At 59.4% G+C, this 26,699-nt stretch carries 26 protein-coding genes; 15 read left to right on the top strand and 11 right to left on the bottom strand.

Annotated features, from left to right (window positions below):
• Positions 1-18 precede the first annotated feature (18 nt).
• From rsmI to UB90_RS02740, 4 genes are read left to right on the top strand one after another with little or no spacing between them, the layout of a single operon-like run.
• Positions 19-876 (top strand): 16S rRNA (cytidine(1402)-2'-O)-methyltransferase, encoded by an 858-nt coding sequence (rsmI, locus tag UB90_RS02755; RefSeq protein WP_065324792.1) that lies wholly within the window; start codon positions 19-21, stop codon positions 874-876.
• Positions 877-887: 11 nt separating this feature from the next.
• Positions 888-1,262 carry a YraN family protein gene (locus tag UB90_RS02750; protein ID WP_065324791.1) on the top strand — a complete coding sequence of 125 codons (375 nt, stop codon included), beginning with the start codon at positions 888-890 and terminating at the stop codon, positions 1,260-1,262.
• Positions 1,263-1,322: 60 nt separating this feature from the next.
• A complete protein-coding gene (gshB, locus tag UB90_RS02745; protein ID WP_065324790.1) occupies positions 1,323-2,258 on the top strand; it encodes a glutathione synthase in 936 nt (311 codons plus the stop codon).
• Positions 2,255-3,142 (top strand): alpha/beta hydrolase fold domain-containing protein, encoded by an 888-nt coding sequence (locus UB90_RS02740; RefSeq protein ID WP_065324789.1) that lies wholly within the window; start codon positions 2,255-2,257, stop codon positions 3,140-3,142. The genes gshB and UB90_RS02740 overlap by 4 nt, the downstream gene beginning before the upstream one ends.
• Positions 3,143-3,151: 9 nt before the next feature.
• Here UB90_RS02740 and UB90_RS02735 read toward each other — a convergent pair whose 3' ends face one another.
• From UB90_RS02735 to cobU, 4 genes are all read right to left on the bottom strand, one after another.
• The gene (locus UB90_RS02735) at positions 3,152-4,654 is read right to left on the bottom strand and encodes a YifB family Mg chelatase-like AAA ATPase (protein ID WP_065324788.1); all 1,503 of its coding nucleotides are present in this window, start codon (positions 4,652-4,654) and stop codon (positions 3,152-3,154) included.
• 113 nt (positions 4,655-4,767) lie between these two features.
• On the bottom strand, positions 4,768-5,448 hold the full coding sequence (locus tag UB90_RS02730) for a glutathione S-transferase (protein WP_065324787.1): 681 nt from the start codon (positions 5,446-5,448) through the stop codon (positions 4,768-4,770).
• A 58-nt stretch (positions 5,449-5,506) separates the two neighbouring features.
• Complete coding sequence (locus UB90_RS02725) at positions 5,507-6,088, bottom strand: histidine phosphatase family protein (RefSeq protein ID WP_065324786.1); 582 nt, start codon at positions 6,086-6,088, stop codon at positions 5,507-5,509.
• On the bottom strand, positions 6,085-6,603 hold the full coding sequence (cobU, locus tag UB90_RS02720; protein ID WP_039982622.1) for a bifunctional adenosylcobinamide kinase/adenosylcobinamide-phosphate guanylyltransferase: 519 nt from the start codon (positions 6,601-6,603) through the stop codon (positions 6,085-6,087). Before cobU ends, UB90_RS02725 begins: the two co-directional genes overlap by 4 nt.
• A 187-nt stretch (positions 6,604-6,790) precedes the next feature.
• On the opposite strand from cobU, the gene UB90_RS02715 reads away from it, so the two are divergent.
• The 10 genes from UB90_RS02715 (at position 6,791) to UB90_RS02670 (ending at position 18,664) form a co-directional block, all read left to right on the top strand.
• Positions 6,791-7,669 carry an RNA polymerase factor sigma-32 gene (locus UB90_RS02715; RefSeq protein ID WP_065324785.1) on the top strand — a complete coding sequence of 293 codons (879 nt, stop codon included), beginning with the start codon at positions 6,791-6,793 and terminating at the stop codon, positions 7,667-7,669.
• Positions 7,666-8,532, top strand: coding sequence for a ChaN family lipoprotein (locus UB90_RS02710; RefSeq protein WP_065324784.1), 867 nt, complete (start codon positions 7,666-7,668; stop codon positions 8,530-8,532). The genes UB90_RS02715 and UB90_RS02710 overlap by 4 nt, the downstream gene beginning before the upstream one ends.
• A 104-nt stretch (positions 8,533-8,636) precedes the next feature.
• Complete coding sequence (coaBC, locus tag UB90_RS02705) at positions 8,637-9,848, top strand: bifunctional phosphopantothenoylcysteine decarboxylase/phosphopantothenate--cysteine ligase CoaBC (protein ID WP_065324783.1); 1,212 nt, start codon at positions 8,637-8,639, stop codon at positions 9,846-9,848.
• A 238-nt stretch (positions 9,849-10,086) separates the two neighbouring features.
• On the top strand, positions 10,087-10,461 hold the full coding sequence (locus tag UB90_RS02700) for a hypothetical protein (RefSeq protein WP_065322339.1): 375 nt from the start codon (positions 10,087-10,089) through the stop codon (positions 10,459-10,461).
• 195 nt (positions 10,462-10,656) lie between these two features.
• Positions 10,657-13,167: a CheR family methyltransferase gene (locus tag UB90_RS02695; protein ID WP_065324782.1), complete on the top strand. Its 2,511-nt coding sequence runs from the start codon at positions 10,657-10,659 to the stop codon at positions 13,165-13,167.
• A 144-nt stretch (positions 13,168-13,311) separates the two neighbouring features.
• Positions 13,312-13,803, top strand: coding sequence for a dUTP diphosphatase (gene dut, locus UB90_RS02690; protein ID WP_065324781.1), 492 nt, complete (start codon positions 13,312-13,314; stop codon positions 13,801-13,803).
• Positions 13,800-14,876, top strand: coding sequence for a HesA/MoeB/ThiF family protein (locus tag UB90_RS02685; protein WP_065324780.1), 1,077 nt, complete (start codon positions 13,800-13,802; stop codon positions 14,874-14,876). The genes dut and UB90_RS02685 overlap by 4 nt, the downstream gene beginning before the upstream one ends.
• Before the next feature lie 2 nt (positions 14,877-14,878).
• The gene (locus UB90_RS02680; RefSeq protein ID WP_065324779.1) at positions 14,879-15,670 is read left to right on the top strand and encodes a transporter substrate-binding domain-containing protein; all 792 of its coding nucleotides are present in this window, start codon (positions 14,879-14,881) and stop codon (positions 15,668-15,670) included.
• Positions 15,671-15,744: 74 nt separating this feature from the next.
• Complete coding sequence (locus UB90_RS02675; protein ID WP_065324778.1) at positions 15,745-16,551, top strand: amino acid ABC transporter permease; 807 nt, start codon at positions 15,745-15,747, stop codon at positions 16,549-16,551.
• Positions 16,552-16,648: 97 nt separating this feature from the next.
• Positions 16,649-18,664 carry a M3 family metallopeptidase gene (locus UB90_RS02670; protein WP_065324777.1) on the top strand — a complete coding sequence of 672 codons (2,016 nt, stop codon included), beginning with the start codon at positions 16,649-16,651 and terminating at the stop codon, positions 18,662-18,664.
• Positions 18,665-18,744: 80 nt separating this feature from the next.
• Here UB90_RS02670 and UB90_RS02665 read toward each other — a convergent pair whose 3' ends face one another.
• Both UB90_RS02665 and UB90_RS02660 read right to left on the bottom strand, forming a co-directional pair.
• Positions 18,745-19,671, bottom strand: coding sequence for a 2-hydroxyacid dehydrogenase (locus tag UB90_RS02665; protein ID WP_065324776.1), 927 nt, complete (start codon positions 19,669-19,671; stop codon positions 18,745-18,747).
• Positions 19,668-20,078: a VOC family protein gene (locus tag UB90_RS02660; RefSeq protein ID WP_005623164.1), complete on the bottom strand. Its 411-nt coding sequence runs from the start codon at positions 20,076-20,078 to the stop codon at positions 19,668-19,670. Before UB90_RS02660 ends, UB90_RS02665 begins: the two co-directional genes overlap by 4 nt.
• A 99-nt stretch (positions 20,079-20,177) precedes the next feature.
• Here UB90_RS02660 and UB90_RS02655 point away from each other — a divergent pair, with 99 nt between their 5' ends.
• Positions 20,178-21,026: a LysR family transcriptional regulator gene (locus tag UB90_RS02655; RefSeq protein WP_065324775.1), complete on the top strand. Its 849-nt coding sequence runs from the start codon at positions 20,178-20,180 to the stop codon at positions 21,024-21,026.
• Here the strand turns inward: UB90_RS02655 and rodA are convergent.
• From rodA to UB90_RS02630, 5 genes are read right to left on the bottom strand one after another with little or no spacing between them, the layout of a single operon-like run.
• A complete protein-coding gene (gene rodA / locus UB90_RS02650) occupies positions 21,023-22,162 on the bottom strand; it encodes a rod shape-determining protein RodA (RefSeq protein WP_005623158.1) in 1,140 nt (379 codons plus the stop codon). The genes UB90_RS02655 and rodA overlap by 4 nt on opposite strands.
• Positions 22,159-24,105 carry a penicillin-binding protein 2 gene (gene mrdA / locus UB90_RS02645; protein ID WP_065324774.1) on the bottom strand — a complete coding sequence of 649 codons (1,947 nt, stop codon included), beginning with the start codon at positions 24,103-24,105 and terminating at the stop codon, positions 22,159-22,161. The genes rodA and mrdA overlap by 4 nt, the downstream gene beginning before the upstream one ends.
• Positions 24,102-24,641, bottom strand: coding sequence for a rod shape-determining protein MreD (locus UB90_RS02640; RefSeq protein WP_065324773.1), 540 nt, complete (start codon positions 24,639-24,641; stop codon positions 24,102-24,104). The genes mrdA and UB90_RS02640 overlap by 4 nt, the downstream gene beginning before the upstream one ends.
• A complete protein-coding gene (gene mreC, locus UB90_RS02635) occupies positions 24,634-25,581 on the bottom strand; it encodes a rod shape-determining protein MreC (protein ID WP_065324772.1) in 948 nt (315 codons plus the stop codon). Before mreC ends, UB90_RS02640 begins: the two co-directional genes overlap by 8 nt.
• Positions 25,582-25,638: 57 nt before the next feature.
• Positions 25,639-26,685 carry a rod shape-determining protein gene (locus UB90_RS02630; protein ID WP_005623148.1) on the bottom strand — a complete coding sequence of 349 codons (1,047 nt, stop codon included), beginning with the start codon at positions 26,683-26,685 and terminating at the stop codon, positions 25,639-25,641.
• Positions 26,686-26,699: the final 14 nt, after the last annotated feature.

The raw sequence follows: 26,699 nt of genomic DNA, 5'->3' as shown, positions 1-26,699 counted from the left end.
CAGGAAAGCGGGTCCAGCGTGAATCACAAAATCGTCAGTTTGCCGCCGGGGTTATACTTTGTCGCAACTCCCATCGGCACCGCACGCGACATTACTCTGCGCGCCCTTGACGTGCTGGCCTCTGCCGACGTCATCGCGGCAGAGGATACGCGTTCTATGCGTAAACTCCTTGAAATCCACGGGGTGCCTCTCGGGGATCGTCCAGTGGTTGCCTATCACGATCACTCTGGCGCTGGCGCGCGTGCACGCCTGATGGCGGACCTCGCTGCGGGCAAATCGGTGGCCTATGCATCTGAGGCGGGCATGCCGATGATCGCCGATCCGGGCTATGACCTCAGTCGCGAGGCCGCGCAGGCGGGCCATCTGGTGACGGCCGCACCGGGCGCTTCTGCAGCACTTTGCGCATTGACCCTCGCGGGCCTGCCGACAGATGCGTTTTTCTTTGCAGGTTTTTTGCCCAATGCCAGCGGCGCGCGGCGTAAGCGTCTGGAAGAGGTGGCGAATATTCCCGGCACCTTGGTGTTTTACGAATCACCCAAACGCGTTGCGGCCTCGCTTTTGGATATGGCGGAGGTCCTTGGCGGGCGTGAGGCGGCGCTGTGCCGTGAGCTTACCAAAAAATTCGAAGAGGTGCGCCGGGGAACACTCTCGGATCTCGCGACAGGGCTTGCCGAAGCCCCGGTGAAAGGTGAAATCGTAATCCTTGTGGACCGGCAGCGAGAAGCTGCAACCAGCGCTGCTGATCTGGAGGCCGATCTGCGCGCGGCCCTGCGTGATAATTCGGTCAAAGATGCAGCCGCGATTGTGGCCGAGGCGCATGGCGAGCCACGCCGCAAGATCTATCAACAAGCGTTGCAAATCGCGCGCGAGAGCTGAGGGCGGATAGCATGGGGCAGGGCAGGCAGGCGCGAGGACAGAGGTCTCATATCGCGGGTGCTGCTGCCGAGGAGATTGCCACCCGTGCCTATCTCGCCCGTGGATATGCTTTGGCCGAAACGCGCTGGCGTGGCCCACATGGCGAGATCGACCTGATCGTTAGAAATGGTGAAGAGGTCATCTTTGCCGAGGTGAAATCCAGCTCCACCCGTGATCGTGCTGCTGCCCGCATTTTGCCTGCGCAAATGCAGCGGGTGATGGCAAGCGCGGCCGTCTTTCTGGATGGCGAACCCAAGGGCCAGCTCACTGAGACGCGCCTTGATGTGGTGTTGGTCTGGGGGGCGGGTGAGGTGGAAATCATCGAAAATGCCTATGGCCACGGCTGAGCCATTGAACATGGCTAAAGCCTGCGCCATGTATCGGTGGTGAAACAAGGGACACATGTTATGAAAATTGCCTTTCAGATGGACCCGATCATGGGCGTCGATATCAACGCCGACAGCAGCTTTCGCCTTGCCGAAGAAGCGCAAAAGCGTGGTCATGAGCTGTTTTACTATGGCCCCGATCAGCTGGCCTATCAGGAAGGGCGCATCACCGCGCGTGGTCATGACATGGTCGTACAACGTGTGGCTGGCACCCCGGCTACGCTAGGTGAACTCCGCGAGGTCGATCTGGCGGAGTTCGATGTTGTCTGGCTGCGTCAGGACCCGCCGTTTGACATGCATTACATCACCTCGACGCATCTGTTGGATCGGCTGAAGGACGACGTGCTTGTGGTCAACGATCCCTTCTGGGTGCGCAACTACCCGGAAAAACTGCTGGTTCTGGACTTCCCGGAGCTGACACCGCCAACCACGATCGCGCGCGATCTCGACACCATCAAGGCGTTCAAGGCCAAACATGGCGATGTGATCCTGAAGCCGCTTTACGGCAACGGCGGGGCAGGTGTGTTCCGGCTGGATGCCAATGATCGCAACCTGTCGTCGCTGCATGAACTGTTCACTGGTTTCAGCCGCGAACCGCTGATTGTGCAGAAATTCCTGCCCGATGTGTCCAATGGCGACAAGCGAGTGATCCTCGTGGATGGTGAGCCGGTGGGGGCGATCAACCGCGTGCCCGCTGCGGGCGAAACACGTTCCAACATGCATGTGGGCGGACGGCCTGAGAAAATCGGCCTGACCGACCGTGACCTTGAAATCTGTGCCGCAATTGGCCCGCTCCTGAAGGAGCGGGGGCAAGTGTTTGTGGGCATCGACGTCATTGGCGATTACCTGACCGAAATCAACGTGACCTCGCCCACCGGCATTCAGGAGCTGGAGCGGTTCAACGGTGTCAATATCGCTGAAAAGGTCTGGGAGGCCATTGAGGCACGCGTTGCGTGAGCCGCGCACTTAACCTGTTGGTGGCAGGGCTGCGCCATCTGGTGCGGCCCCGGTTGCAGCGTGTCAAAGGCCCAGAAGAGGCGCGCGCATCGTTTGAACGCACCGCACGTCTGGTGTTTCAAACGCCGCCATACCTGTGCCATATCGCGGATCGCGCGGGGCTGGACCGTATCCGGTGTGGTCCCTGCACGCCGGGTAAAATCATCCTTTACTTTCATGGCGGTGGCTATATCGCCGGAAGCCCCAAGAGCCACGCGGCGATGCTGGGCCGGCTCTCGCGGCTTTCTGGGCTAGAGGTCTGCGCCCCGGATTATCCGCTCGCGCCAGAGCACCCCGCTCCGGCGGCCTTTGACGCAGCCGTTGCGGCGTGGGCGCATCTGATCGCAACGGGGTATGCCCCCTCCGATGTGGTGATTGGCGGGGATTCCGCAGGGGGAGGGCTGGCACTGGCGCTGCTGTCGCATCTGTGTCGCGCGGGCACGCCGCCAGCGGCCCTGTTTGCCATGTCGCCGTGGTGTGATCTGAGCCTGAGTGGTGAGAGCCTGACCCGCAACGCAGACCGTGATCCTTTTCTGCCGGTCGCACGCATCAGAGAGCTGGTGGATTATGTGGTTCCAGCGGGCATGCAACCCGCTGATCCACGAGTGTCGCCCCTATTTGCCGCGTTTCCCGACTGTCCGCCGGTTCTGTTACAGTATGGCGAAACCGAAATCCTGTTTGATGACTGTCGCCGCATGGCAGAGCATCTGCGTGGATCCGGTGCAGAGGTCTCAGAGTATCTGCACCCCACAGCGCCCCATGTCTGGCATCTGTTTGACGGTTGGATTCCTGAGGCGCGCAGGTCGCTTTGCGATATTGCCTATTTCGCCCGCATGAACCTCTAGGCTCTGATCTCAGCGCGGCAAGCGATACGAGAGGGCCTCGGCGACGTGATCACGCGCGATCTGGGGCGCGCCGTCCAGATCGGCGATGGTGCGGGCGACCCGCAGCACCCGGTGATACCCCCGCGCGCTAAGACCGAAATGTTCGGAGGCCTGCATCATGAGTGCGCGACTGTCGTCTTGGAGCTGGGCGACATCTTCCAGAACGCGTCCTTCGGCGTCGGCATTCACACTCGTCCCGTCACAAGCCGCATATCGCTCTGCCTGTATGGTGCGGGCCTGTGCCACCCGCCGGGCGACAGTCGCGGAGCTTTCGCCGGGGCGGCTGCGTTCCAGATCGGCAAAGGCCACGGGCACTACCTCTATGCGAAGATCGAACCTGTCCATCAGCGGGCCGGAGATGCGCCCCATGTAATCCGTTCCGCAGCTTGGTGCGCGGGGGCAGGCGCGGGCAGGGTCGGTCATGTAGCCACACCGACAGGGATTGGCGGCGGCCACCAGCATGAAACGGCTCGGATAGCGCACATGCGCATTGACCCGCGCGACCATCACATCTCCTGTTTCCAGAGGCTGGCGCAGGGTTTCTAGAACGGCGCGGGCAAATTCGGGTAACTCATCCAGAAACAAGACGCCATTATGCGCAAGGCTGATTTCGCCCGGTTGTGCCCGCCGCCCCCCGCCAACGATGGCCGCCATAGAGGCCGTGTGATGCGGTGCCCGGTAGGGGCGGGCGCGGCTGACTCCTCCAGCCTCGATCAGACCGCAGATAGAGTGGATCATCGATGTTTCCAGCGCCTCTTGCGGCGTGAGCGGTGGCAGGATCGACGGCAGGCGCGCGGCCATCATGGATTTCCCAGCCCCCGGTGGACCACTCATCAACAGATGGTGGCGTCCTGCAGCGGCGATTTCCAGTGCGCGCCGTGCAACCTCTTGTCCTTTAACGTCCGACAGATCCTTGTCGGGTGGGCCATCAATGACCTCGCCCGGCTGTGCAGGTGTAATCACGCCCTGTCCGGTGAAATGGCGGATCAATTCCGACAGGGAGGCCGCGCCGATGACTGTTGCGGCCTCGACCCAAGCGGCCTCCGCGCTCGACCCTTTCGGGCACAGGAGCGTGCGGTCCTGTTCCGCGGCGGCGAGGGCTGCGGGCAGTGCGCCGGTGATTGCAACCAGCGTTCCGTCCAGCGACAGCTCTCCAAGCGAGAGGGTCTCATTGGCCGCCTCGGGGGGCAGTATTTCAAGGGCTGCGAGCAGGGCGACCGCAATGGGTAGGTCGAAATGGCTGCCCTCTTTGGGCAGATCCGCAGGGGATAGGTTGATGGTGATCCGCTTCGACGGCAAGGCAATCGACATCACTGCCAGTGCTGAACGCACGCGATCACGCGCCTCGCTTACTGCTTTGTCCGGAAGCCCCACGATGGAAAAGGCCGGAAGCCCCGGTGCCACAGCGCATTGCACCTCCACCGGGCAGGCCTCAACACCCTGAAATGCAACAGTTTGTGCGCGTGAAATCATAGCTGCCCCCGGAGAAATCTCGGATGAGATCCTCAAGGGACAGCATTGGAAATCGTGGTTACTGATTGGTTAAGGGCGGCGTGAAGCCTCCGCGAAATCGTGCAGGGTGAATGTCAGAGCGCCCATGGCTTGCGGTCCAGATCCAGCAGATAGGGCTCCGGATCATACCGCACCTCGTGTGCGGCCTCTTGCCACGACAGCACGGCTGGATCGCTCAGGAGGTTGATGCAATAGGCGCGGGTCGCGTCAGAGACTGGCAGATCATAGCCAACGATCCGTGCCGCAACAGGGGTGTAGAACACCTCTGCCAGACTATACGCGCCAAAGAGCGGCCCGGTTGTGTGACCAGATATCTTGCGCGCATGTGCAACGAGCGCCTCGACCCGCCGCAGGTCTGCCAAAACCGCCTCAGACGGCTGAAAACCTTGCCATATATGGCTGAGTTGCATGGGGCAGGCACTGCGCAGGGCGCTGAACCCTGCGGCCATCTCAGCACAAAGCCAGCGTGCGGTGGCGCGGCTCTTGGCATCTTGCGGCCATAAACCCGCGTCCGGGTGGCGCTCCGCGAGGGTTTCGGCCATCGCCATCGTTTCGCCGATCACCGTGCCATCAGGCAACTTCAGGGTGGGCACGAGACGCGCCGGGGCGAGGTCCGCGAGATCCTGCGCCATGGTTCCAGAATAAAGCCCCACAAGCTGCGCGTCATAGGGCAGCGAGAACTTCTCGAGCATGAGCCAGCCGCGCAAAGACCAGCTGGAATACATGCGATCACCGATGTAGAGTGTATATGTCATGGAGCTAGGATAGCCGTGCGTTCGCCATCAGAATAACTAATGTTTGTTGCGAAATATATCACAAAATTTGATTTATAGTGCCTGCACGCCAGCCCTCAGCGCTATGATAAATCTGGCTCAGGGAGAGGTTGTCGATTTTCTGCGCAAAAGCCTCGGTCGCGGTCAAACGGGAGGCCCGTTGCACCTGACAGAGGATCTGACCGAAATGTCCGACGACGATGATGTCTTGTCCTCTGTGATCTTCTGCAAGCGTATCAAACTGAAGTGATACACGCCGCATCAGCGCGTTCCAGCTCTCGCCATTGGGCGGGGCGATGTCACCCGGCTGCTCCCAAAAGGCGCGAATGTGATCAGGGCTTTCGGCGTCGATGTCTTTCCAGCGGCGCAATTCCCAATCGCCAAAGTGCATTTCGCGCAGATCGGGTGCATGGGGAAGGCGATGACGCTTGCCCTGAATCGCATCAGCGGTGGCAACCGCACGGTCGAGGTCAGAGGAGATCACCAAAGCCTCACTTGGCAAGCCGTCTGACAGCCGTCTGAGCGCCTCGGTATCCGACAAATCTGCGGGCACATCAGACCATCCCACCATGCATTTTGCATGGGTCGGGCCGTGGCGTATCATGTGGAAACGGGTGATCACAACGCGCCTTTCAACACCATGGGTAAACCTGCCGCGACCATCACGACGCAGTCGGCTTTTGCAGCAAGCGCGATGTTCAAACGTCCTTGCGCCTCACGGAAACGACGCGCCAAGGCATTTTCGGGAACGATCCCAAGACCGGTTTCATTCGTTACCACAATCACCTCTGCCGGGCATGTCTCAATTGCAGACAGAAGGCGGTCTGTTTCCTCTTCCAAATTATGCTCAGCTATCAAATGATTAGTCAGCCACATCGTCGCACAGTCCATAAGGACTACATCCTTTGGTTGAGTATTCTCAAAGGCTGTCGCTGCGGTATAAGGGTCTTCGATTGTGGTCCAGTCGGGGCCGCGTTGAGTAAGGTGGCGCGCGACTTTCTCTTTCATTTCAAGGTCAAATATTTGTGAAGTCGCCCAATAAATTTTGTTTTTGCCTGTTTTAACACAGGCTTGCTCGGCGAATGCGGACTTTCCCGAGGCGGCACCACCGAGAATAATTGTGACTTTGCTGGCCAAGTTGGTTATCCTCAAAGTTGTAAGCATACTGCGCGTCGCGCCGACAAATGCGGCCGCTCAGGTAATTTGCATTCCTACTGTTCACCGGGATGCGATGGGCATCTTTCAAAGATCCGGCACATTTATTTTTGAACCAAAGCCCGCCCTCACACGTTGTCAACGTAGTTCTTAGAACAGGGAGTTTAAAATGGCACTGGACGAGACCACCGAAAACCCCCTCCCGAAGCGGGCGATGAAAGCCGAGCTTCTGGATGCAGATACAGAGTTGGCTTTGGCCTACGCCTGGCGGGATCATCAGGATGTGCAGGCGCTGCATCGCCTGATCACGGCTTACATGCGGCTTGCGGTCTCGATGGCCTCCAAGTTCCGTCGTTACGGTGCGCCGATGAACGATCTGATCCAAGAGGCGGGACTGGGCCTGATGAAGGCCGCCGAGAAATTCGACCCCGACCGTGGGGTGCGCTTCTCGACATATGCGGTCTGGTGGATCAAAGCGTCGATTCAGGACTACGTGATGCGCAACTGGTCTATGGTGCGCACAGGGTCGACATCATCGCAGAAGTCACTGTTTTTCAACATGCGCCGCGTGCAAGCGCAGCTCGAACGCGAAGCAGAGAGCGATGGCGTGGAATTGGATCGCCACAAGCTGCACCAGATGGTTGCCGAAGAAATCGGCGTGCCCCTGCGCGATGTGGAGATGATGGATGGCCGCCTTGCGGGCGCGGATTTTTCGCTGAACGCTGTGCAATCAGCAGATGAGGACGGGCGCGAATGGATCGACGCGCTGGAAGACGACAGCGAACAGGCGGCCGAGCGCGTCGCGGCGGATCATGATCGCAGGCAACTGCGTGAGTGGCTGGTGACGGCGCTCAACGGGCTGAATGAACGTGAGCGCTTTATCGTGCGCGAGCGCAAGCTGCGCGAGGACTCCCGCACACTCGAAAGTCTCGGAAATGAGTTGGGCCTGTCCAAAGAGCGTGTCCGCCAACTGGAGGCGGCGGCATTCCTCAAGATGAGAAAGAGCCTTGAAGGTCAGTCGCGTGAGGTGCAGAACTTTCTCGCATGAGAATACCGAATTTTAAGGGCGGACCTCAGGGTCTGCAATTTAGTCTGGCAGCAGCCGCAATTGCTCTTCTGCCCTATACATTCGCTGCCAACGCCGGGCAAAATCCTGATTTGGCAGCCGTTATCGAGAAGGCCAAGCAAGCCGATATCGTCCTGCTTGGCGAAGTTCATGACAATCCGGCCCATCATCTGGTGCAGGCTGAGGTCATTGCCGCGATCAATCCAGTCGCTGTGGTCTGGGAGATGCTGACGCAGGAACAGGCGGAGCTGTTGAACCAAGAGGTGCTCGCTCAACCGGCGCAACTGGGTGAGGTGCTGGGGTGGGCAGAAAGTGGCTGGCCAGAGTTTTCTATGTATCAGCCGATCTTTGTCGCCTCTCCCGCAGCTCAACATTGGGGGGCGGCGGTGCCACGATCAGAGGCGCGCGCTGCGGTGGCAAAGGGCGGTGTGGCCTATTTTGGCCAAGAAGACGCAGCCCGCTTTGGGCTAGACATGGCTTTGTCAGAAGAAGAGCAATCCGAACGTGAGGCCGACCAACAAGCCGCGCATTGTAATGCGCTGCCGCATGATCTTTTGCCCGGTATGGTCGAGGTTCAGCGGCTGCGGGATGCATCACTGGCGCGGGCCGCGCTCCGGGCACATGAGGGTGCGGATAATGCCAAAGCGGGGCCAGTGGTGATCGTAACGGGAAATGGCCATGCAAGACTGGATCGCGGCGCGGTGGTCTATCTGCGCTATGCAGCGCCGGAGCTTTCGGTGTTCTCCCTCGGTCAGGCGGAGGATGGGCAGATCGATGGAACCTTTGATGTGGTGATCCCATCCGATCCGGTAGCGCGCCCGGACCCTTGCGCGGCCTTCAACTGATGCACAGAGGCATGTGAGGCAGTGTTTGCCCTTGCACATCCGATTAACTAGGGTGGGCGAGGGCGTTTGTTTTGCCCGGAGAACCCAAACACCGAGGGCGTATCATGCTGTCAGGAAAACACATTCTGCTGATTATTGGCGGCGGGATCGCGGCCTATAAATCGCTGGAGTTGATCCGGCGGCTGCAAGATCAGGGCGCGCGTGTGACGCCTGTTCTGACCCGCGCTGGCGAGGAGTTTGTAACACCTTTGTCTGTCTCGGCGCTTGCTGGGTCTGCGGTGCACCGGGATCTGTTTGACCTGACTGCAGAAGCGGAGATGGGGCACATCCAACTGTCGCGCAGCGCGGATCTATTGGTGGTGGCCCCGGCGACTGCGGATCTGATGGCAAAGATGGCACAGGGGCATGCGAACGATCTCGCCTCGACGCTGCTGCTGGCGACCGACACGCCCGTGCTGCTGGCACCTGCAATGAATGTGCGCATGTGGGAGCATCCGGCAACCCAACGCAATCTGGCGCAGCTCCGGGCCGATGGGGTTCAGGTTGTCGGCCCCAATGACGGGGGCATGGCCTGTGGTGAATATGGTCCCGGCAGGCTTGCGGAGCCGGATGAAATCGTCCGGGCCATCGCTGCGCAGCTTCAGGCCGGGCCGCTTAAGGGGAAGCGTATTATCGTCACATCCGGCCCGACCCATGAGCCGATTGATCCCGTGCGCTACATCGCCAACCGATCCTCTGGGGCGCAAGGGGCAGCGGTGGCCCGTGCTCTGCAGGCATTGGGTGCGGAAGTGGTGTTTATCACGGGCCCGGCAACGGTGCGCCCTCCTGAGGGGGTGCAGGTGGTGCCTGTGGAAACCGCGCGTGAGATGCAGGCCGCTGTGGACGCGGCATTGCCTGCGGATGCGGGTGTTTTTGCCGCTGCGGTTGCGGATTGGCGCGTGGCATCTGCGTCGGATCGCAAACTCAAAAAAACCAAGGACGGCATGCCGCGTCTGGAATTTGCCGAAAACCCAGACATCCTGCGCGATGTCTCGACCCGTGCCGAAGGACGGCCCGGTCTGGTGGTCGGATTTGCAGCGGAAACCAATGATGTGGTGGAGCACGCCACGGCAAAACGGCTTCGCAAAGGCTGCGATTGGATCGTCGCCAATGATGTATCACCCGCCACGGGAATCATGGGGGGGACGGAAAATGCAGTGGTTTTGATCACTGCTGATGGGGCGCAGCATTGGCCGCGGATGCCAAAAGAGCAGGTGGCCGCGCGTTTGGCTGAAATAATCTGCAACGCACTGTCCTCGCCAATCTCGGGGAATTGACAGCAATAAAACTGCAAAGCCTTCAATCGGAATTGCCGGATATACCCTTTAGGCTGGGTTTGTGCGTGAAACTTATGCCTTCGTTTTTTACGCTCGAACGATAGGGAATTAAGCGATTAAGAGGTAAAACAACCCCCAGATGATCAGAAAAGATCATATCGGAGGTTTCGCAGGTGATGAGCAGCAAAGTTAAATCCCTCTACCCAAGCGGGCTGAACCCCATTTGGGACGCAAACTGATGGCACTGGCAGAGCGTGACATTCTGGTCTTGGAAGATGACATCCTACTCGGCCAGCTATTGTGTAACATGATACGCATGTACCGCATTGGTCTGCCCCATCTGTCGCTCAGTGAGGTTGATGCCTGCCAGATGATGCGTGAACGCGATTTTCACATTTGCTTCTTAGGGCTTCGGCTTCGGACGGGCGTGTGCGAACGCGCTGTGGCACTGGCCAACGCCAAGAGAATTCCCACTTTGCTGATGGCGGATGCAGAAGGTCTTGAGCCGCTCTCCATCCAACCGCAACGGGGCTTGGTGGTTCAAAAACCCGCCAGCGAAGAGATGATCCGCGATGCGGCCGCGGCGCTCCTGATGCAAGAAGCAGTGCGCTGACGCATCGAGCTCTTTGAGGTGAATTTTTGAGCCACAAATGATTTTCACTCGCCACCCAGCGTGCTAGCGTGGTTGAGAAGTGGCAGTCGTAATTTTTCCAAAGTTGTTATTGTAGCGCCCGAGAAATACAGAGGCCTTTTCAAGGCTTGCGCACGACAGGCTAGAAAACAAGGTTTCGTCCATGAGGACCCGCAAATGAGCGATCGCACTATTCCCTTTATGGTCGGCATTGCCGCCTCGGCTGGCGGTTTGGAGGCTCTTTCAGAGCTGGTGCAGGAGTTGGGAGAGCAAAATTCGGCCTCTTATGTCATTGCCCAGCACATGTCCCCGACACATAAAAGCATGCTGAGCGCATTGATCGCGCGCGAAACCCGGCTGCCGGTGAAGGAACTGACCGCAGAAGAGGACATCTGGCCGGAGGTGAATACCATCTATGTGGTGATGCCCGGTCAGGATGTGGTGATCGCCAAAGGGGGCAAGCTGGGATTGCGGGAACCGGATGGCCAGCGTGGACGTCCCAAACCGCTGGCCGACCGTCTGTTTAAAACCATGGCGGAGGAATACGGCGAAAACTGTGCCGCCATTGTCCTGTCGGGCACGGGCAGCGATGGCAGCTACGGGGTGCGCGCCATTCGTGAGGTGGGCGGGATCACCATTGCGCAGGATCCAGACAGTTCCAAATATTCCGGCATGCCGTCGTCGGCCCTGCAAACCGGATGCGTCGATCTCACGCTCTTGCCGAGCGAAATTGGCGAACATCTGGGCAAGATTCTCTCGCGTCCGCGTGATTTTACCGAACTGCAGGAATTGCACCACAAACCGCACAAGCTCTCTGATCTGTTTCAGATCCTGACGGCGCGCACCGGGGTGGATTTCCGGGAATATAAAGCCTCCACCATCAATCGCCGCATCGCGCGGCGCATGCTTGCATTGGGGTTTTCTGAATATAACGCTTATGTGGATTTCTGCCGCCGTGATCTGGCGGAGGTCGATGCGCTCTACAAAGATCTGATGATTTCGGTGACGCGGTTTTTTCGCGATCCGCAGCAGTTTGAGGCGCTCAAGTCCAATATCGAGGCTATGGTCTCGAAAATGGATGCCTCTGACCAGCGCACCGTGCGCGTCTGGGTATCGGGCTGTGCCACCGGTGAAGAGGCCTATTCGGTTGCAATCCTCTTTTTGGAGGCGATGGGGGGGCTGGAGAAAGTGGCGCAACGCCGCTTGCAGGTGTTTGCTACCGATATCGACCAGCAGGCATTGGATGTGGCGCGGCGGGGGGAATATCCGATTTCCGCGGTCAGCGACATCCCGGACGAACTGGTGGATCGCTACTTTGTTGAGCGTACCGAAACCATTGAGGTCAAAAAGGCGCTGCGGGCATTTGTTCTGTTTTCACGCCACAATGTCATTCAGGACCCGCCGTTTACCAATCTTGACTGCATCAGCCTGCGCAACCTGTTGATCTATTTCAATGGCACCCTTCAGGATAAGGTGCTGGCGCGGGTTGGGTATGCTCTGGTTCCAGACGGATTGCTGTTTTTGGGCGCCGCCGAGACCGTGGGGTCGATGGAAAACATCTTTGAGCCCACCACCCCCTCAGACCGGATTTACCGCAAGCGTGCAATGACGCGCAAACCGGCGTTGCAGTCTTTTCTGGAAGAGACTTCTCCGCGCCCTGCGCAAGAGCAGACCTCGGTTCGTTTCTTGTCGGATAAGAACCGTCATCACGGCTCGACCCGCCAGTTTGATAGCCTGATCCGGGTGCTTGCACCGAACGGGTTCCTTGCGAGTTCGACGGGGGCGATCCTGCGGATTATTGGCGATATTTCTTATGTGACGGCGCTTACGGAAAGCTCGGGGCTGCAAGTCGATCTGAAGATCCTGATTCCGTCCCTGCGCAGTGAGGCCTCTAGCCTCATCAACGTCGCGCTGCGGTCTCGTGGTGTGCGCAGTGGGCAATGGCATCCGTTGCCTCGGTCCGATCATGAGCAGGTGCGTCTGACTTGCTATCCGATTGCCGCGCCCAGTGATGGTGACGGCGATGGGGCCAGCGTTGTGCTGATCGCGGTGGAGACCCGGATCAAGGAAGAGCAAACCGCAAGCCCCGAACATCTCGACCCGCAAGAGCAGGATCGCTACATCCGTCAGATCGAGGATGAGGTGATTTCGACCCGCGAAGCGTTGCAGCAAACCATCGAAGAGTTGCAGACCGCAAATGAGGAACTGCAGTCCGTCAACGAGGAAATGCAGGCTGCGAACGAGGAATTGCAATCCACCAACGAGGAGCTTGAGACGTCGAATGAGGAATTGCAGTCCACCAACGAGGAACTGATTACCGTCAACGAGGAAATTCAGGTCAACTCAACCGAAATCCAGCATGTAAGTGCGGAATTGACCGCCGTATTGCGCGCCAATCCCTTTGTCATGATCGTGGTGGATCAGGCGTTGCAGGTTCGGCATGCATCGCGGCAGGCCATGACCATGTTCGAACTGGATTCGTTGCCAAAATCCGGCATTCACATCAGCCAATGTGCGCCGGTGAAAGGGTTGCCGGATCTGACATCGCGGATTTCGCAGGTATTTCGCTCCAGCGCACCGCTGGTCGAAAACGCTGAATTTGGTGGGGAAAACCACGAGATGACCTTTACGCCGTTCCGCCAAAAGGACGGCCGAGAGCTGATTGGTGTGGCCGTTACCATCGTCTGAGGACGCGCGTGAAAGCTGTCGCGTGCAGGGATGTGCGGCCGCTTCAATAACCATGTGGCAATTCCCTGCCGTTCCGGGGCATAAACGCTGCGCACAGGTGGGCGAGACAGGCCCATATGACGCAAGCGTAAGAAGGATAGCCCCATGACTGCAGCGCCCTTTGCGGTAGAAGTGAAAATCATCGACCCGCGTATTCGGGACTGGGGAATGCCCAGCTATCAGACCGAAGGCTCTGCGGCGATTGATCTCTTTGCATGTATCGACGCCCCAATGGAGATCGCAGCACAAGCGCCCGCTGTTCTGATCCCGTCTGGGCTTGCGTTTTACATGGGCGACAATGCCTGCGCAGCCCTTGTGATGCCGCGTTCGGGTCTTGGTCATAAGAAGGGTCTGGTTATGGGCAATAACGTCGGGTTGATTGACGCTGACTACACGGGACAAGTGTTTATCAGCGCATGGAACCGGAACCCGCCGGGCACCGATGCCATCCGTATTGAGCCGGGCGAACGCATCGCGCAGCTGATGTTTGTGCCAGTTCTGCGTGCAACCTTGAATGAGGTTGAGGACTTCTCTGACAGCACCGAGCGTGGGGCCGGGGGCTTTGGTTCCACCGGTGCCGGAGCCAAGCCGGTATGATTCTGGTCCTCGGGCTTGCTGGGCTGATCTGGTGGGGCGGTCGTCTGGTCGGTTTCTCCCGCCCAATGCGCATGGCGCTGCTGGCGCTGCTTTATGCGGCGGTCTTGCTTATTCAGCTGACCTTGCCCGAGGGCAGTCCGCTGCGTGAAGCGACCGGCGGTTCTGCCAGTCTGTGGCTGATCTTGGGTGGCGTTGGTGTCATCGTGGCGCTTTATACTGCGGTGTTGAAGCGCCTGCGCCAACGTGTCGAAGCCAATGACAACACCCCGGAGACGCAAAAATCCGAGGCTCCTTTTCGTGATGTAGAACTGGACCGTTATGCGCGCCATATTGTGCTGCGCGAAGTAGGCGGTCTGGGGCAAAAACGTCTGAAGGATGCAAAGGTTCTGGTGATCGGGGCCGGGGGGCTGGGCGCACCGGCGCTTCAGTACCTCGCGGCAGCGGGTGTCGGCACCATCGGGGTGATTGACGACGATGTGGTGGAAAACGCCAATCTGCAGCGACAGATTATTCATCGCGACCAAGACATCGGTATGCCAAAGGTCTTTTCCGCGCAGGCTGCGATGGAGGCGCAGAACCCCTTTGTTGAGGTGCGTCCCTATCATCGCCGTCTCAGCGATGAACTGGCGGCGGAACTCTTTGCTGACTATGATCTGATCCTCGACGGGACAGACAATTTTGCCACTAGATATCTCGCCAATCGCACGGCGGTTGCTCAGAAAAAACCGCTGATTTCGGGCGCGCTGTCGCAATGGGAGGGGCAGATTTCTGTCTTTGATCCCGTCATAGGTGGCCCTTGCTATCAATGCATCTTCCCTGAAAGCCCCGCAGCAGGTCTCGCACCGAGCTGCGCCGAAGCAGGCGTGATTGGACCTTTGCCCGGCGTATTGGGCGCAATGATGGCCGTGGAGGCCGTGAAACAGATCACTGGCGCCGGAGAGGTCTTGCGCTCACAGATGTTGATCTACGATGGTCTCTATGGTGAAACCCGCCGGATAGCGCTGAAAGCGCGCGCCGATTGTCCGATTTGTGGACCCCATAATGGCAACCCGGCCCCGACAGGAGAAATCTGATTATGACCCGCACCCTTGCCCTGAGCGCCCTTGCGACGGCGATTTTTGCCACTGGCGCTGTTGCCGCCGATCTGCCGGATCTTGAGGGGCGCGAGGTCGTATTCGCGACCGAAAACACCTATCCGCCGTTGCAGTTCATTGACCCAAACAGCGGTGAGGCCATCGGCTGGGAATATGACGCCGTCGCCGAGATCGCTCAGCGGCTGAACATGACCGTGGTCTATGAAAACACCAGCTGGGATGCGATGATCCCGGCGATCACCGCCAGCCAATACGACATCGCCATGAATGGCATCACCATTCGCGACGACCGTAAGGAAAAGGTGGATTTTTCCGACAGTTACCTGACCTCGCAGATGCGTATGATCGTGGCGGGCGATGAGGATCGGTTTGTCGATGCTGCGGGTTTTGCAGCCGACGAGGACCTGCTGGCCGCGGCTCAGCCCGGCACCACGCCCTTTTATGTGACCGTCTATGATGTGTTAGATGGCGACGAGGTCAATCCGCGCATCAAACTCTTTGAAACCTTTGGCGCATCACTGCAGGCCTTGCGCGCTGGTGATGTTGATCTGGCGCTCTCGGACAGCACCGCTGCTGCCGGGGTGGTCGCCGCCTCTGATGGGGCGTTCAAAATCGTGGGTGAACCGCTCGGCACCGAAGATTTCGGCTTTATTTTCCCCAAAGGCAGCGATCTGGTCGAACCCGTGAATGCGGCGCTGGCGGAAATGAAAGCGGATGGCACGCTCGATGCGCTCAATAAGAAATGGTTCCTCGACTATAAGATGGGCCAATAAGAGCCTCTCTTTTTGAATTTCAATACCGCCCCGGCCAGACAGTAGGCCGGGGTTTGTCGTGACAGGGCAAGCACATGACCAATCGCCACAAGCGCGAAGACAAAGAAGATTTCCCGTGGTGGCTGGTGGCCGTTGGGCTGACGGCAGTCTATCTGGGCATTGAGGTTGCGCGCAGCGATGTCTACGCCCAGATCATGAACACGCTCTGGCGTGGTGTGGGGATCACCGCCTTTGTGACGGTCGTGAGCTTCTTTTCGGCCTCCGTTTTGGGCATGGCGCTGGCGCTGGGCGCGGATTCGCGCTGGCTTGTGCTGCGTCAGATTTGCCGGTTCTACGTCGAGGTGGTGCGCGGCGTGCCGATCATCGTGCTGTTGCTTTATGTGGCCTTTGTGCTGGCACCGGCCCTAGTGGATCTGCGCAACTGGTTGGGCAGTTTCATCGGGCTGGAAGAGATCCGCACGCGAAACTTCCCGCTGTTGTGGCGCGCCATTGTGGCGCTGATGATCGCATACTCCGCCTTTATCGCTGAGGTGTTTCGCGCAGGCCTGCAATCGGTACCCGAAGGTCAGGTCGAGGCGGCAAAGGCGCTGGGTCTCAATTGCTGGCAGCGGTTCCGGTTCATTGTATTTCCGCAGGCGATCCGCACGATCCTGCCGCCGCTTGGCAATGATTTTGTGGCGCTGGTCAAGGATTCCTCACTGGTGTCCGTGCTCGGTGTTCTCGACATCACCCAGCTTGGCAAGGTCACGGCGGCCAGCAATTTCCGCTATTTCGAGACCTACAACATGGTGGCGCTGATCTATTTGGCGATGACCATTTCCCTGTCGTTAGGCCTGCGCGCACTGGAACGCCATTTGCGCAACAAGCAGGATCAGCGATAGCGGGGCAGGCCGTATTGCAGGCGTAGAAACCGTCGTGGTGCAGACAGATTGCAGGTCGGAGGGGAAGGCGCTAGCGTCGACCTAAAGGAGACCTCACATGACAAATCCGCTGCTGCGCGACTGGCAAACACCCTTTGGGATTGCGCCCTTTGATCAGATTTCTGACGATGATTTTGCCCCCGCGCTCGATCAGGCCCTTGCGGCGCATCAGGCGCAGATCGAGGCCATCGCCACCAATCCCGAGCCTCCCACATTTGCCAATGTGGTGGAGGCGTTGGAGACCCCCTGTCAGCAGCTCGAGCAGGTGCTGTCGGTGTTCTTCTCGGTTGCCGGGGCGGACAGCAACCCGGCGCGTGAGGCACTGCAGCGGGAGTTTTCACCCAAGCTGGCCGCGCATTTTTCTGCGATCACCGCAAACAAGGCGCTCTATGCCCGGGTGCAGGCGGTCTGGGAGCAGCGCGATGAGCTTGACCTGACGGATGAGCAGGCCCGTGTGCTGATGCTCACGCACCGTGGGTTTGTGCGTGGTGGCGCTGCGCTTCAGGGTGCGGAAGATACGCGCATGCAGGAGATCAAATCGCGTCTTGCAACGCTTGGGACCAATTTCACCCAGAACCTCCTTGCGGATGAGCGGGAGTGGTTCATGGAACTCTCGGAGGCGGACCTCGAAGGCCTGCCCGAATTTGTGGTCAAAGCCGCACATACGGCGGGCGAGGAAAAGGGCGCATCCGGTCCGGTGATTACGCTCGCGCGTTCGATCGTGACACCCTTCCTGCAATTTTCGCCCCGACGGGATCTGCGCGAAAAGGCATTCCGCGCCTGGGCGGCACGTGGCGCGAATGGCGGTGAACACGACAATCGCGCAATTGCCGCTGAAATCCTGGCCCTGCGTGAAGAGCGCGCCAAGCTGCTGAGGTATAAGAATTTCGCCGCCTACAAGCTGGAAACCGAAATGGCCAAGACGCCAGAGGCCGTGCGCGGTCTCTTGATGGATGTCTGGGGGCCGGCCAAGGCGCAGGCCGACAAGGACGCCGAGGCGCTGACGCAGATGATGCATGAGGATGGCATCAACGGCGATCTGGAGCCGTGGGACTGGCACTATTACGCAGAGAAGCGCCGCAAGATCGAACATGACCTCGATGAGGCAGAGCTGAAGCCCTACTTGCAGCTTGACCGGATGATCGAGGCGGCCTTTGCCTGCGCCAATCGCCTGTTTGGGCTGGAGTTCGCACCGCTTGATGTGCCGCTTTATCATAAGGATTGCCGCGCGTGGGAGGTGACCCGGAACGGCAAGCATCTGGCGGTGTTCATCGGCGATTATTTTGCCCGTGGCTCCAAACGCTCGGGCGCATGGTGTTCGGCAATGCGGGCGCAGGCGATGTTCCCCGAGGCGCAGACGCCCATCGTGGTCAATGTCTGCAATTTCGCCAAAGGGGACCCGGCGCTGTTGTCCTATGACGATGCGCGCACGCTGTTTCACGAGTTCGGCCACGCACTGCACCAGATGCTGTCGGATGTGACCTACGAGAGTGTCTCGGGCACCTCCGTGGCGCGTGATTTTGTGGAACTGCCGAGCCAGCTTTATGAGCATTGGCTCGAAGTGCCGGAGGTGCTGCAAGAATTTGCCACTCATGCCGAAACTGGCGAGCCGATGCCAAAAGCAATGCTCGACAAGGTGTTGGGAGCGGCGACGTTCAACATGGGCTTTCAGACCGTGGAATATGTCGCTTCGGCACTGGTTGATCTGGAGTTCCACGATGGTGCCGCCCCCGCTGATCCGATGGCAAAACAGGCCGAAGTTCTGGCCGAGATCGGCATGCCCTCAGCCATTGTCATGCGCCATGCAACGCCGCAGTTTGCGCATGTGTTTTCGGGCGATGGCTATTCCTCGGGCTATTACAGCTACATGTGGTCAGAGGTGATGGACGCGGATGCCTTTGCCTCTTTTGAGGAGGCAGGGGGCGCGTTTGACCCCGAACGTGCCAAGGCGCTGGAGGCGCATATCCTCTCCAAGGGTGGGTCGGAGGATGCGGCGGATCTTTATACGGCGTTCCGAGGACGGTTGCCCGGTGTTGAGGCGCTTTTGAAAGGGCGCGGGCTGGCAGCGACGTAAGCGCCTCCTGCAGGGACGCGGCCTCCGGCGGAGGTATTTTGGAAAAGATGAAGAGGGGCGCGATGCGGCGCCCTTCTTTGTTAGTAGCCGCGCTCGCGGTCCACCACATGCACAAAATCCTCGCCTGCCTCACCGCGACGGATGTTTTCTGCAATCACGCGCGATGCGGTGAGGGGCCGGGTTTCGGCGGCAATATGCGGTGTGACCGTGACGCGGGGATGCGCCCAGTAGGGATGGTCGTGGGGCAGGGGCTCCACCCGGAAGACATCCAGCGTTGCGTGAGCGATCTGACCGCTGTCCAGCGCAGCCAGCAGAGCCGTGTCATCGATCAGTGGCCCACGCCCCGGATTGATGAGGCGCGCGCCTTGGGGGAGAAACCCGAGGCTCTGTGCGTTCAGGATGTTTTCTGTCTGCGGAGTGTCTGGCAACAGCAGCACCACGATTTGCGCGTCTGCGAGCGCGGGCTTGAGACCATCGGAGCCATGGTGGCAGGTCACATCCGGCAGATCCTTGGCGGTGCGTGACCATCCCGATACTGGAAAGCCCAGCTGAGTCAGCGCCTTGGCGCAGGCTTGACCCAACGCGCCGAGGCCAAGGATGGTCACAGGGCGTTCCTCCGCCAATGGTGGCACATAGGGCTGCCAGCGGTCTTGCAATGCGACGGACCGGTCGATTTCCAGATGGTAGCGCAGCACGTGGCCGGTGACCCATTCGACCATGGATTGGGTGAGGCCCGGATCAACCATCCGACACAGGGGCTGGGTCAGGGTTTCATTGCCGGTGATCTTCTCAACGCCTGCCCAAAGGTTCAAAACCGCCTTGCAGCGCGTGTAGGGGCGAAAATCCTGCACGCCCGAATTGGGCGCATAGACGATGTAGTCGACGTCTTCGGGTGCAAAATCCTGACGCAGATCGACCTTCAGCCCATTGGCGACAAATGCGGCTTTGAGCGGGGCCTCATAGGTCTCCCAGCGTTCGGGCCGGGCGGCAAACAGGGCGTTGATCATGTTGCGAAAACTCCGTCCATATCTGCAAAACCTTTGACTTCGATGGGGTTGCCGGCAGGATCATAGAAGAACATCGTGCTTTGTTCGCCCGGCTCGCCCTTAAATCGGGTGGTCGGGGGGATCTCAAACTCCACGCCAGCCTCGTGCAGACGTTCGGCGAGGCGTTCCCATTGATCCTGAGGGAGGATCACCCCGAGATGCGGCATCGGGACGAGGTGTTCGCCAACCCGGCCGGTTTTGGCGGTTTCAAAGGGTGTGCCCTTGTGGAGCGATATTTGGTGGCCGAAGAAATCGAAATCAATCCAGCTGTCGGTGCTGCGTCCAGCGCGGCAGCCCAGTGTCTCTGCATAGAAGCTGCGCGCGGCGTCCAGATCGTCAACGTGATAGGCGAGGTGAAAGATGCTCATTCGGCGTCTCCTGCGGTTGCATTGCATTTGAGTTCTGCATAGCGCTTCGAGAGCTTAACATGCTAGCTTGTTTTTGAGGGTTCAATCGTAAGGAAAACTGTGGACACGCGATTTGTTGCCAGCCTGTTGGCCATTGTCGACGAAGGTTCGATTGCCGCTGCGGCGCGACGTGCTGGCGTGACGGCCTCAGCGCTGTCGCAACGGGTTGCTGCGTTGGAGGGTGATCTCGGGGTTGCGCTGCTGCGGCGTGAGGGGCGCATGGTGCGGCCTACCCATGCCTGCAGCCGTTTGTTGCCGCGACTGCGGGAATTGATGCGGTTGGAAGGAGATCTGCGTGCTGACCTGCGAGGGCATGGGATGGCAGGCACCGTGCGCGTCGGGGCGATTTCTACCGCGTTGGGAGATTGGGCCGCACCTCTGCTGCGGCATCTGCGTGCCACTGCGCCTGCGGTGGATCTGCGTTTGGTTCCGGGGACCTCGTCTGGATTGCTTGCGCTGTTGGAGGCGGAAGAAATCGATGTGGCTGTGGTGGTGGAGCCGCCTATGGCGTTACCGAAATCACTGCGGTTTAAGTCACTTCTTAATGAGCCGATTGGCTTGCTCAGCCCCGCGCAGGGACCCTCAGACAAGCTGCCCTATCTGGTCTATTCACGCGATGCGTGGGGAGGGGCGTTGTGTTGGTCCGCGCTAAACGCGCGTGTTCATGATCCTGCGGTTCTGGTTGAGATGGATGCGTTGGAGACCATTGCCCAGATGGTGGAGGACGGGGTGGGCCAGGCGGTGCTGCCAAGATGGCGCGGCCTGTCGCGGCACGCGCCCAAGGCGCAGTTCGCACCATGGCCAGATGTGCATCGCACCATAGGTTTGGTGCATCGCTTGCGGGATTTGGACAGCCCCTTGCTCGCCCTTGTGCGGGACGGGATCGGAGGTGGGCGTCTTGATCTTTAGCGCGGGCGGTGGACGTTTGCGCTCTGCACGATGCCGAAAGCTGCCAAAAGCACCAACATCGCCGACCCGCCATAAGAGACCAGTGGCAATGGTACGCCCACAACGGGTGCAAGCCCCATCACCATCGACATATTGACTGCAAAGAACAAAAAGAAGTTCAGCGCGATCCCAAGTGTGACCAGCGACGAAAAACGGTCCTTGGCCGAGATCGCGGTGGAGACACAAAAGACAATGATCATCACATAGATCGACAGCAGCATCACACCGCCAACGAAGCCGAATTCCTCGGCGAGCGTGGTGAAGATAAAATCGGTCTGCTTTTCCGGCAGAAAGTTCAGCCGCGATTGGGTGCCTTGCATGAAACCGCGCCCTGACCAGCCGCCGGACCCTAGGGCAATTTTGGATTGGGTGATGTGATACCCCGCACCCAGAGGGTCTTGGGATGGATCAAGGAAGGTGTCGATCCGGCGATACTGATAGTCCTTTAGCAATTGCCAATCGGTGCCCCGGCTTTGAAATACGGCCGCCACAAGCCCCCCTGCTGCGGCAAACACCGCTGCAAAATAGGCCCAGTGCACGCCAGCCAGAAACATCACGCCACCCCCTGCCGCCAGCAAGAGAATGGAGGTGCCAAGATCGGGTTGCTTGAGGACCAGAAAAGTCGGTGCGAGGATCAAAAACAGTGGCAGAAGCACAAACAGGGGCCGCGATGTGCGGTTTGCCGGAAGCCAGTCGTAATAGGCTGCAAGCACCATCACGAGGGTGATTTTCATCAACTCTGAGGGCTGTAGACGAATGGGCCCAATGTCGACCCAGCGTTGCGCCCCCATGCCGACAGAGCCGAAGAACTCCACTGCTACCAAAAGCACCAAGGCCAAAAGATAGGCCACCACCGAGATATTGCGCCAAAACCAGATTGGCACCATTGCCACCACCAGCATGACGCCCAGCCCGAGCAGAAAACGCTTGGCCTGCGGTTCGACCCATGGCGTAAAGGATCCCCCCGCCACAGAATACAGCATCAAGAAGCCAACACCTGCGGCCGCAGACAGCAACAGCACCAGCGGCCAGTTCAGAAAGAGGATCTTGCGCAGCCCGGTTGGAGTCGATTTTGCGTGATACTCAAGATAGCTCATGCCCGATCACTCCCGCCGCTCTCGGTGCGCTGGCGCATCTCGCGTTCAAGACGCTCTTGCTGTGCTTCGATCTTGCGCCGGTCACCAGCCGGATAGGCCTCCAGCGGCGGGGTGCCACCATAAAGCGCCTGCAACAGCACATCGCGCGCAACAGGGGCCGCAACAGAAGAGCCGCCACCGCCATGTTCAACCACAACGGCGACCGCGTATTTCGGTTTGTCATAAGGGGCGTAACACACATAAAGCGCGTGGTCGCGGCGCTCCCATGGCAAATCCTGATTTCGGATAACCCCCGATGCGCGTTCCGCGGCGGTGATATTCCTCACCTGACTGGTGCCGGACTTCCCGGCCATGCGCATCCCGTCCCCGATAATGCGCGAGCGGTAGCCCGTGCCGCGTCGGTCGTTGCTGACCGCATACATGGATTTGCGCACATGGTTGAGGTGGTTTTCATTGAGCCCGATCGGTTCACCGGCGCCGGAGGGTTGCTCGACCCCATTGATGGATTTGATCAATCTCGGAGAGACTGCGCGGCCCGATGCAAGGCGCGCTGTCATCACCGCCAACTGCATGGGGGAAGCCAGCATATAGCCCTGACCGATGGAGGCATTCACGGTGTCGCCCACCAGCCAGTCCTGACCGTAGGTGCGCGATTTCCATTCGCGGTTCGGGGCCAGACCTGCGGCCACCGCAGACATCGGGATATCATGGCGGATGCCGAGACCAAGCCGGTTTGCCATCTCTGAAATCCGATCGATGCCAACCTTGATGGCGAGGTCGTAGTAATAGACGTCACAGGAACTTTTGAGCGAGTCCAACAGGTTAACATGCCCATGCCCCGCACGTTTCCAGCAGTGGAACCGCCGACCGGAGACTTCCAGATAGCCGGGGCACCAGGTTGTTTCCTCAGGCGTGATGACGCCAGCTTCTAAACCCGCAAGGGCGGTGACCATCTTAAAGGTCGATCCGGGCGGGTAGGTGCCTTGAACCGTTTTGTTGGCCAGCGGGCGATAAGGGTCTTCGGTGAGCGCGCGGTAGTCGGCAACTGATATTCCGCGCACGAACAGGTTGGGATCAAAACTCGGACTGGAACAGATCGCACGCAGATCGCCATTTTCCACGTCGATGATCACGGCAGCCGCGCTTTCGGTGCCAAGACGGGCCTGCACATAGCTTTGCAGGTCTGCATCCAGTGTCAGCTGCATATCTGCGCCTGCTTCGCCTTCGCGCCGGTCGAGTTCGCGCATCACGCGGCCTGCGGCATTGACCTCGACCCGTTTGATGCCTGCTTTGCCGCGCAGGGTTTCTTCTTGTTTGGATTCAAAACCCACTTTGCCGAACTGAAAACGCGGGGTCAGCAGGACGGGATCTGGGTTTTCCATCTTTGACAGATCATAGTCCGAAACCGGGCCGACATAACCCACAACATGCGCAAAATCAGAGCCTTGCGGGTAGACACGCGACAGGCCCACTTCTGGCGTGATGCCGGGCAGGGCAGGGGCATTCACCGCAACCTTGGAGATATCGTCCCACGAAATCTGGTCCGCCAGCGTGATCGGCAGGAATGGTCGCGAACGGCGCATTTCCGTGCGCGCGCGCTCCAGATCTTCTTCATCAAGCGGCAGCAAACGGGTCAGATTGGCAATCACCTGCTCCACATCACCTGCGTCCTCAGGGACCAACACAATCCGGTATGACGGCGAGTTTTGCGCGATGATATTGCCATTGCGATCATAGATCTCGCCACGGCTGGGCGCGAGCAGGCGGATGTTGATGCGGTTCTCTTCTGCAAGCAGTCGGAACTGGTCGGCCTGATCGACTTGCAAGAACCGCATTCGCATTGCCAAGGCACCGGTAAACCCAAGCTGCAAACCACCCAATACCAAGGTGCGCCGGGTCAGCATGCGGTGGCTGTGGTCCTGATCTTTCTGATTGCGTTTCACAGGCGCGCTCCAAGGGTTTCTGCATCCGCCGCCGACAGACGGCGCACTCCAAACAGGCTCTGGCTTATCAGAACCACAAGCGGATAAGCGGCAATGGTCATGACGACCTGCACCAGAATCAGCGCAATATGCGCCTGATCCACGGCCAGAATGCCAAGGATCATCCGGTTGAGCAAAGCGATGGCAATCATGACGATGCTGACCGCGACCCACTCACCTAAAAATGGCGTTTCGCGATGCGTCGACAAGCGCGATTTCAGGAATTCGCAGGCCAACAGCACCAAGAGCGCCCAGAGGCCGGGGGGGCGCTGGAACAAAAGATCTGCCAGCAGCATCACCATCGCGATCAGAAGTGGCGGCACAAAATCGGGCCGTCGCGATGACCATGCCAGCGCCATCGCCAGCAGGAAATCCGGCGGGCTCCAGCGTCGGGGGATGGTGTCGAGCGGCAACAGGTGGAAGAACATGATCAGAAGCGCCAACCCGGCAAAGATCGCGCGCATGAGCCAGATCGCAGCCGGAGAGGTCTTAGCCATTGTCAGCCTCTTCCGGTGTCTCGGCGGGCGTTGCGCCCTCAAGAAACCCATCGGGGCGCGGCAGCGGGATCATGTCTTCGGGGACGGGCGCGATGAGAGCACCGGGATCGGTGATCGGCGTACTACCCTGATGACGCAGCACCCGCAGGAACTCAAGCCGCTCATAATCTGCAGACAAACGGACCCGCAGGCGTCCGGCGCGGTCTTGCGCGACCTGACCGATCAAAAGACCCGGTGGAAAGACTTTGCCATCGCCCGAGGTCACGACCCGGTCGCCGGGGCGCACCAATTCAGGGTTTTCAACAAAGTTCAGCAAAGGTGCTGCGGTGTTGTCGCCGCTTACCAATGCGGATTGCCCCGAAGGCTGCAGCGTCGCAGGCACGGCACTGGCGGCGTCCGTCAAAAGGATCACCCGCGCGGTATCAAGTCCGGTGCCAGAAATCCGACCGACCAGCCCGATCCCATCCATCGCGGCCCAGCCGTCCTGGATGCCATCACGCGCGCCCACATTCAAAAGCACCGATTGACGAAAGGGGGAGCCTGAGTCGGCGAGTACCACGCCCGTCACATAGGTAAGCTGTGGATCAAGACGCACATTGTTCAGATCCAGCAAGCGCGCGTTTTCCTGCTCCAACTGCAGCGCGGCCTCTTTCCACGCGCGCATTTGGCGGAGTTCAGACCGCAATTCCCGGTTTTGTTCCGACAGTCGCTGGTAGCTCTGAAAGTCGCGCACCAGGTTGATTGCGCCAGTGACCGGCGCCATCGCCCATTGCATATTGGGCACCACTGCATCCACCACCTGTGCGCGAAACCGTTCCACGCGAGGGCTGTCGATCCGCCAGACCAAAAAAATCACCGCCAGCACAAGCACCAAAATCCCGACAAGCAATCGCTTGAGCGGACCGGCGTAATCTTCGCGCTGTGACCGGTCTTTGGCCAAGGCTCTCCTTCCAGAAGTCAATCAAAACCAAGGGCATGCCCGATCAGGGCGGGGGCGTTAGCTGTCGTAGTCGATCGCGTGGCGCAGCTGCTTTTCGTACTCAAGCGCCTTGCCGGTACCCAGTGCCACACAGTTCAGGCTCTCATCCGCGATCGAGACCGCAAGGCCAGTTTGTTCGCGCAGCGCCAGATCCAGATCACCCAAGAGCGCACCACCACCGGTCAACATGACGCCCCGGTCCACGATGTCTGCTGCCAGATCAGGCGGTGTGGTTTCCAATGCGGTCATCACCGCCTCGCAGATTTGCTGCACTGGTTCGGCCAGAGCTTCGGCGACCTGAGCTTGCGAAATCTCGATCTCTTTGGGCACCCCATTCAAAAGGTCACGCCCCCGGATCTGCATCGACTGGCCACGGCCATCGTCGGGCATGCGGGCGGTGCCAATGGAGGTTTTGATGCGTTCGGCCGTGGCCTCACCGATTAACAGGTTCTGCTGGCGGCGCAGGTAGGAGATGATCGCCTCATCCATACGGTCACCACCGACGCGCACGGAGCGCGCGTAAACGATGTCGCCCAAGGACAGAACAGCCACCTCTGTGGTGCCGCCGCCGATGTCGACAACCATGTTGCCGGTTGGGTCCGTGATAGGCATGCCAGCGCCGATGGCTGCCGCGATCGGCTCTGCGATCAGCCCTGCGCGGCGCGCACCGGCGGCCAGCACCGACGAGCGGATCGCGCGTTTTTCCACCGGGGTTGCGCCATGCGGGACGCAGACGATGACCTTCGGCTTGGAGAATGTGGAGCGTCTATGCACCTTGCGAATAAAGTGCTTGATCATTTCTTCGGCAGTATCAAAGTCCGCGATCACCCCTTCGCGCATCGGGCGGATCGCCTCGATGGAGCCGGGGGTCCGACCGAGCATCAGCTTGGCGTCCTCACCGACCGCGAGCACCTTTTTCACGCCATCTTTGACGTGATAGGCGACCACGGAGGGCTCCGACAGGATGATGCCGCGGCCTTTGACGTAAACCAGCGTGTTTGCAGTACCGAGGTCAATGGCCATGTCCGAGGTGAACAGACCGCCGAGATTTCCGAAGAGCGCCATGTAAAAGGGATCCT

This window comes from Tritonibacter mobilis (assembly GCF_001681715.1).
In the GTDB taxonomy this organism is placed as follows: Bacteria; Pseudomonadota; Alphaproteobacteria; order Rhodobacterales; family Rhodobacteraceae; genus Epibacterium; species Epibacterium mobile.
The sequence above is the reverse complement of the archived record's forward strand: the minus strand, read 5'-3'. Positions and strand labels throughout refer to the sequence as shown.

Bases quoted from the DNA above. Each gene is read 5' to 3' on its own strand.
- UB90_RS02660 (WP_005623164.1), bottom strand. From the start codon at position 20,078: ATGAGCATCTTTCACCTCGCCTATCACGTTGACGATCTGGACGCCGCG.
- UB90_RS02670 (WP_065324777.1), top strand. From the start codon at position 16,649: ATGACAAATCCGCTGCTGCGCGACTGGCAAACACCCTTTGGGATTGCG.
- UB90_RS02730 (WP_065324787.1), bottom strand. From the start codon at position 5,448: ATGACATATACACTCTACATCGGTGATCGCATGTATTCCAGCTGGTCT.
- UB90_RS02675 (WP_065324778.1), top strand. From the start codon at position 15,745: ATGACCAATCGCCACAAGCGCGAAGACAAAGAAGATTTCCCGTGGTGG.
- UB90_RS02685 (WP_065324780.1), top strand. From the start codon at position 13,800: ATGATTCTGGTCCTCGGGCTTGCTGGGCTGATCTGGTGGGGCGGTCGT.
- UB90_RS02710 (WP_065324784.1), top strand. From the start codon at position 7,666: ATGAGAATACCGAATTTTAAGGGCGGACCTCAGGGTCTGCAATTTAGT.
- dut (WP_065324781.1), top strand. From the start codon at position 13,312: ATGACTGCAGCGCCCTTTGCGGTAGAAGTGAAAATCATCGACCCGCGT.
- rodA (WP_005623158.1), bottom strand. From the start codon at position 22,162: ATGAGCTATCTTGAGTATCACGCAAAATCGACTCCAACCGGGCTGCGC.
- gshB (WP_065324790.1), top strand. From the start codon at position 1,323: ATGAAAATTGCCTTTCAGATGGACCCGATCATGGGCGTCGATATCAAC.
- UB90_RS02695 (WP_065324782.1), top strand. From the start codon at position 10,657: ATGAGCGATCGCACTATTCCCTTTATGGTCGGCATTGCCGCCTCGGCT.
- UB90_RS02640 (WP_065324773.1), bottom strand. From the start codon at position 24,641: ATGGCTAAGACCTCTCCGGCTGCGATCTGGCTCATGCGCGCGATCTTT.
- UB90_RS02735 (WP_065324788.1), bottom strand. From the start codon at position 4,654: ATGATTTCACGCGCACAAACTGTTGCATTTCAGGGTGTTGAGGCCTGC.
- UB90_RS02630 (WP_005623148.1), bottom strand. From the start codon at position 26,685: ATGGCGCTCTTCGGAAATCTCGGCGGTCTGTTCACCTCGGACATGGCC.
- UB90_RS02665 (WP_065324776.1), bottom strand. From the start codon at position 19,671: ATGATCAACGCCCTGTTTGCCGCCCGGCCCGAACGCTGGGAGACCTAT.
- UB90_RS02680 (WP_065324779.1), top strand. From the start codon at position 14,879: ATGACCCGCACCCTTGCCCTGAGCGCCCTTGCGACGGCGATTTTTGCC.
- UB90_RS02700 (WP_065322339.1), top strand. From the start codon at position 10,087: ATGGCACTGGCAGAGCGTGACATTCTGGTCTTGGAAGATGACATCCTA.
- coaBC (WP_065324783.1), top strand. From the start codon at position 8,637: ATGCTGTCAGGAAAACACATTCTGCTGATTATTGGCGGCGGGATCGCG.
- UB90_RS02750 (WP_065324791.1), top strand. From the start codon at position 888: ATGGGGCAGGGCAGGCAGGCGCGAGGACAGAGGTCTCATATCGCGGGT.
- UB90_RS02715 (WP_065324785.1), top strand. From the start codon at position 6,791: ATGGCACTGGACGAGACCACCGAAAACCCCCTCCCGAAGCGGGCGATG.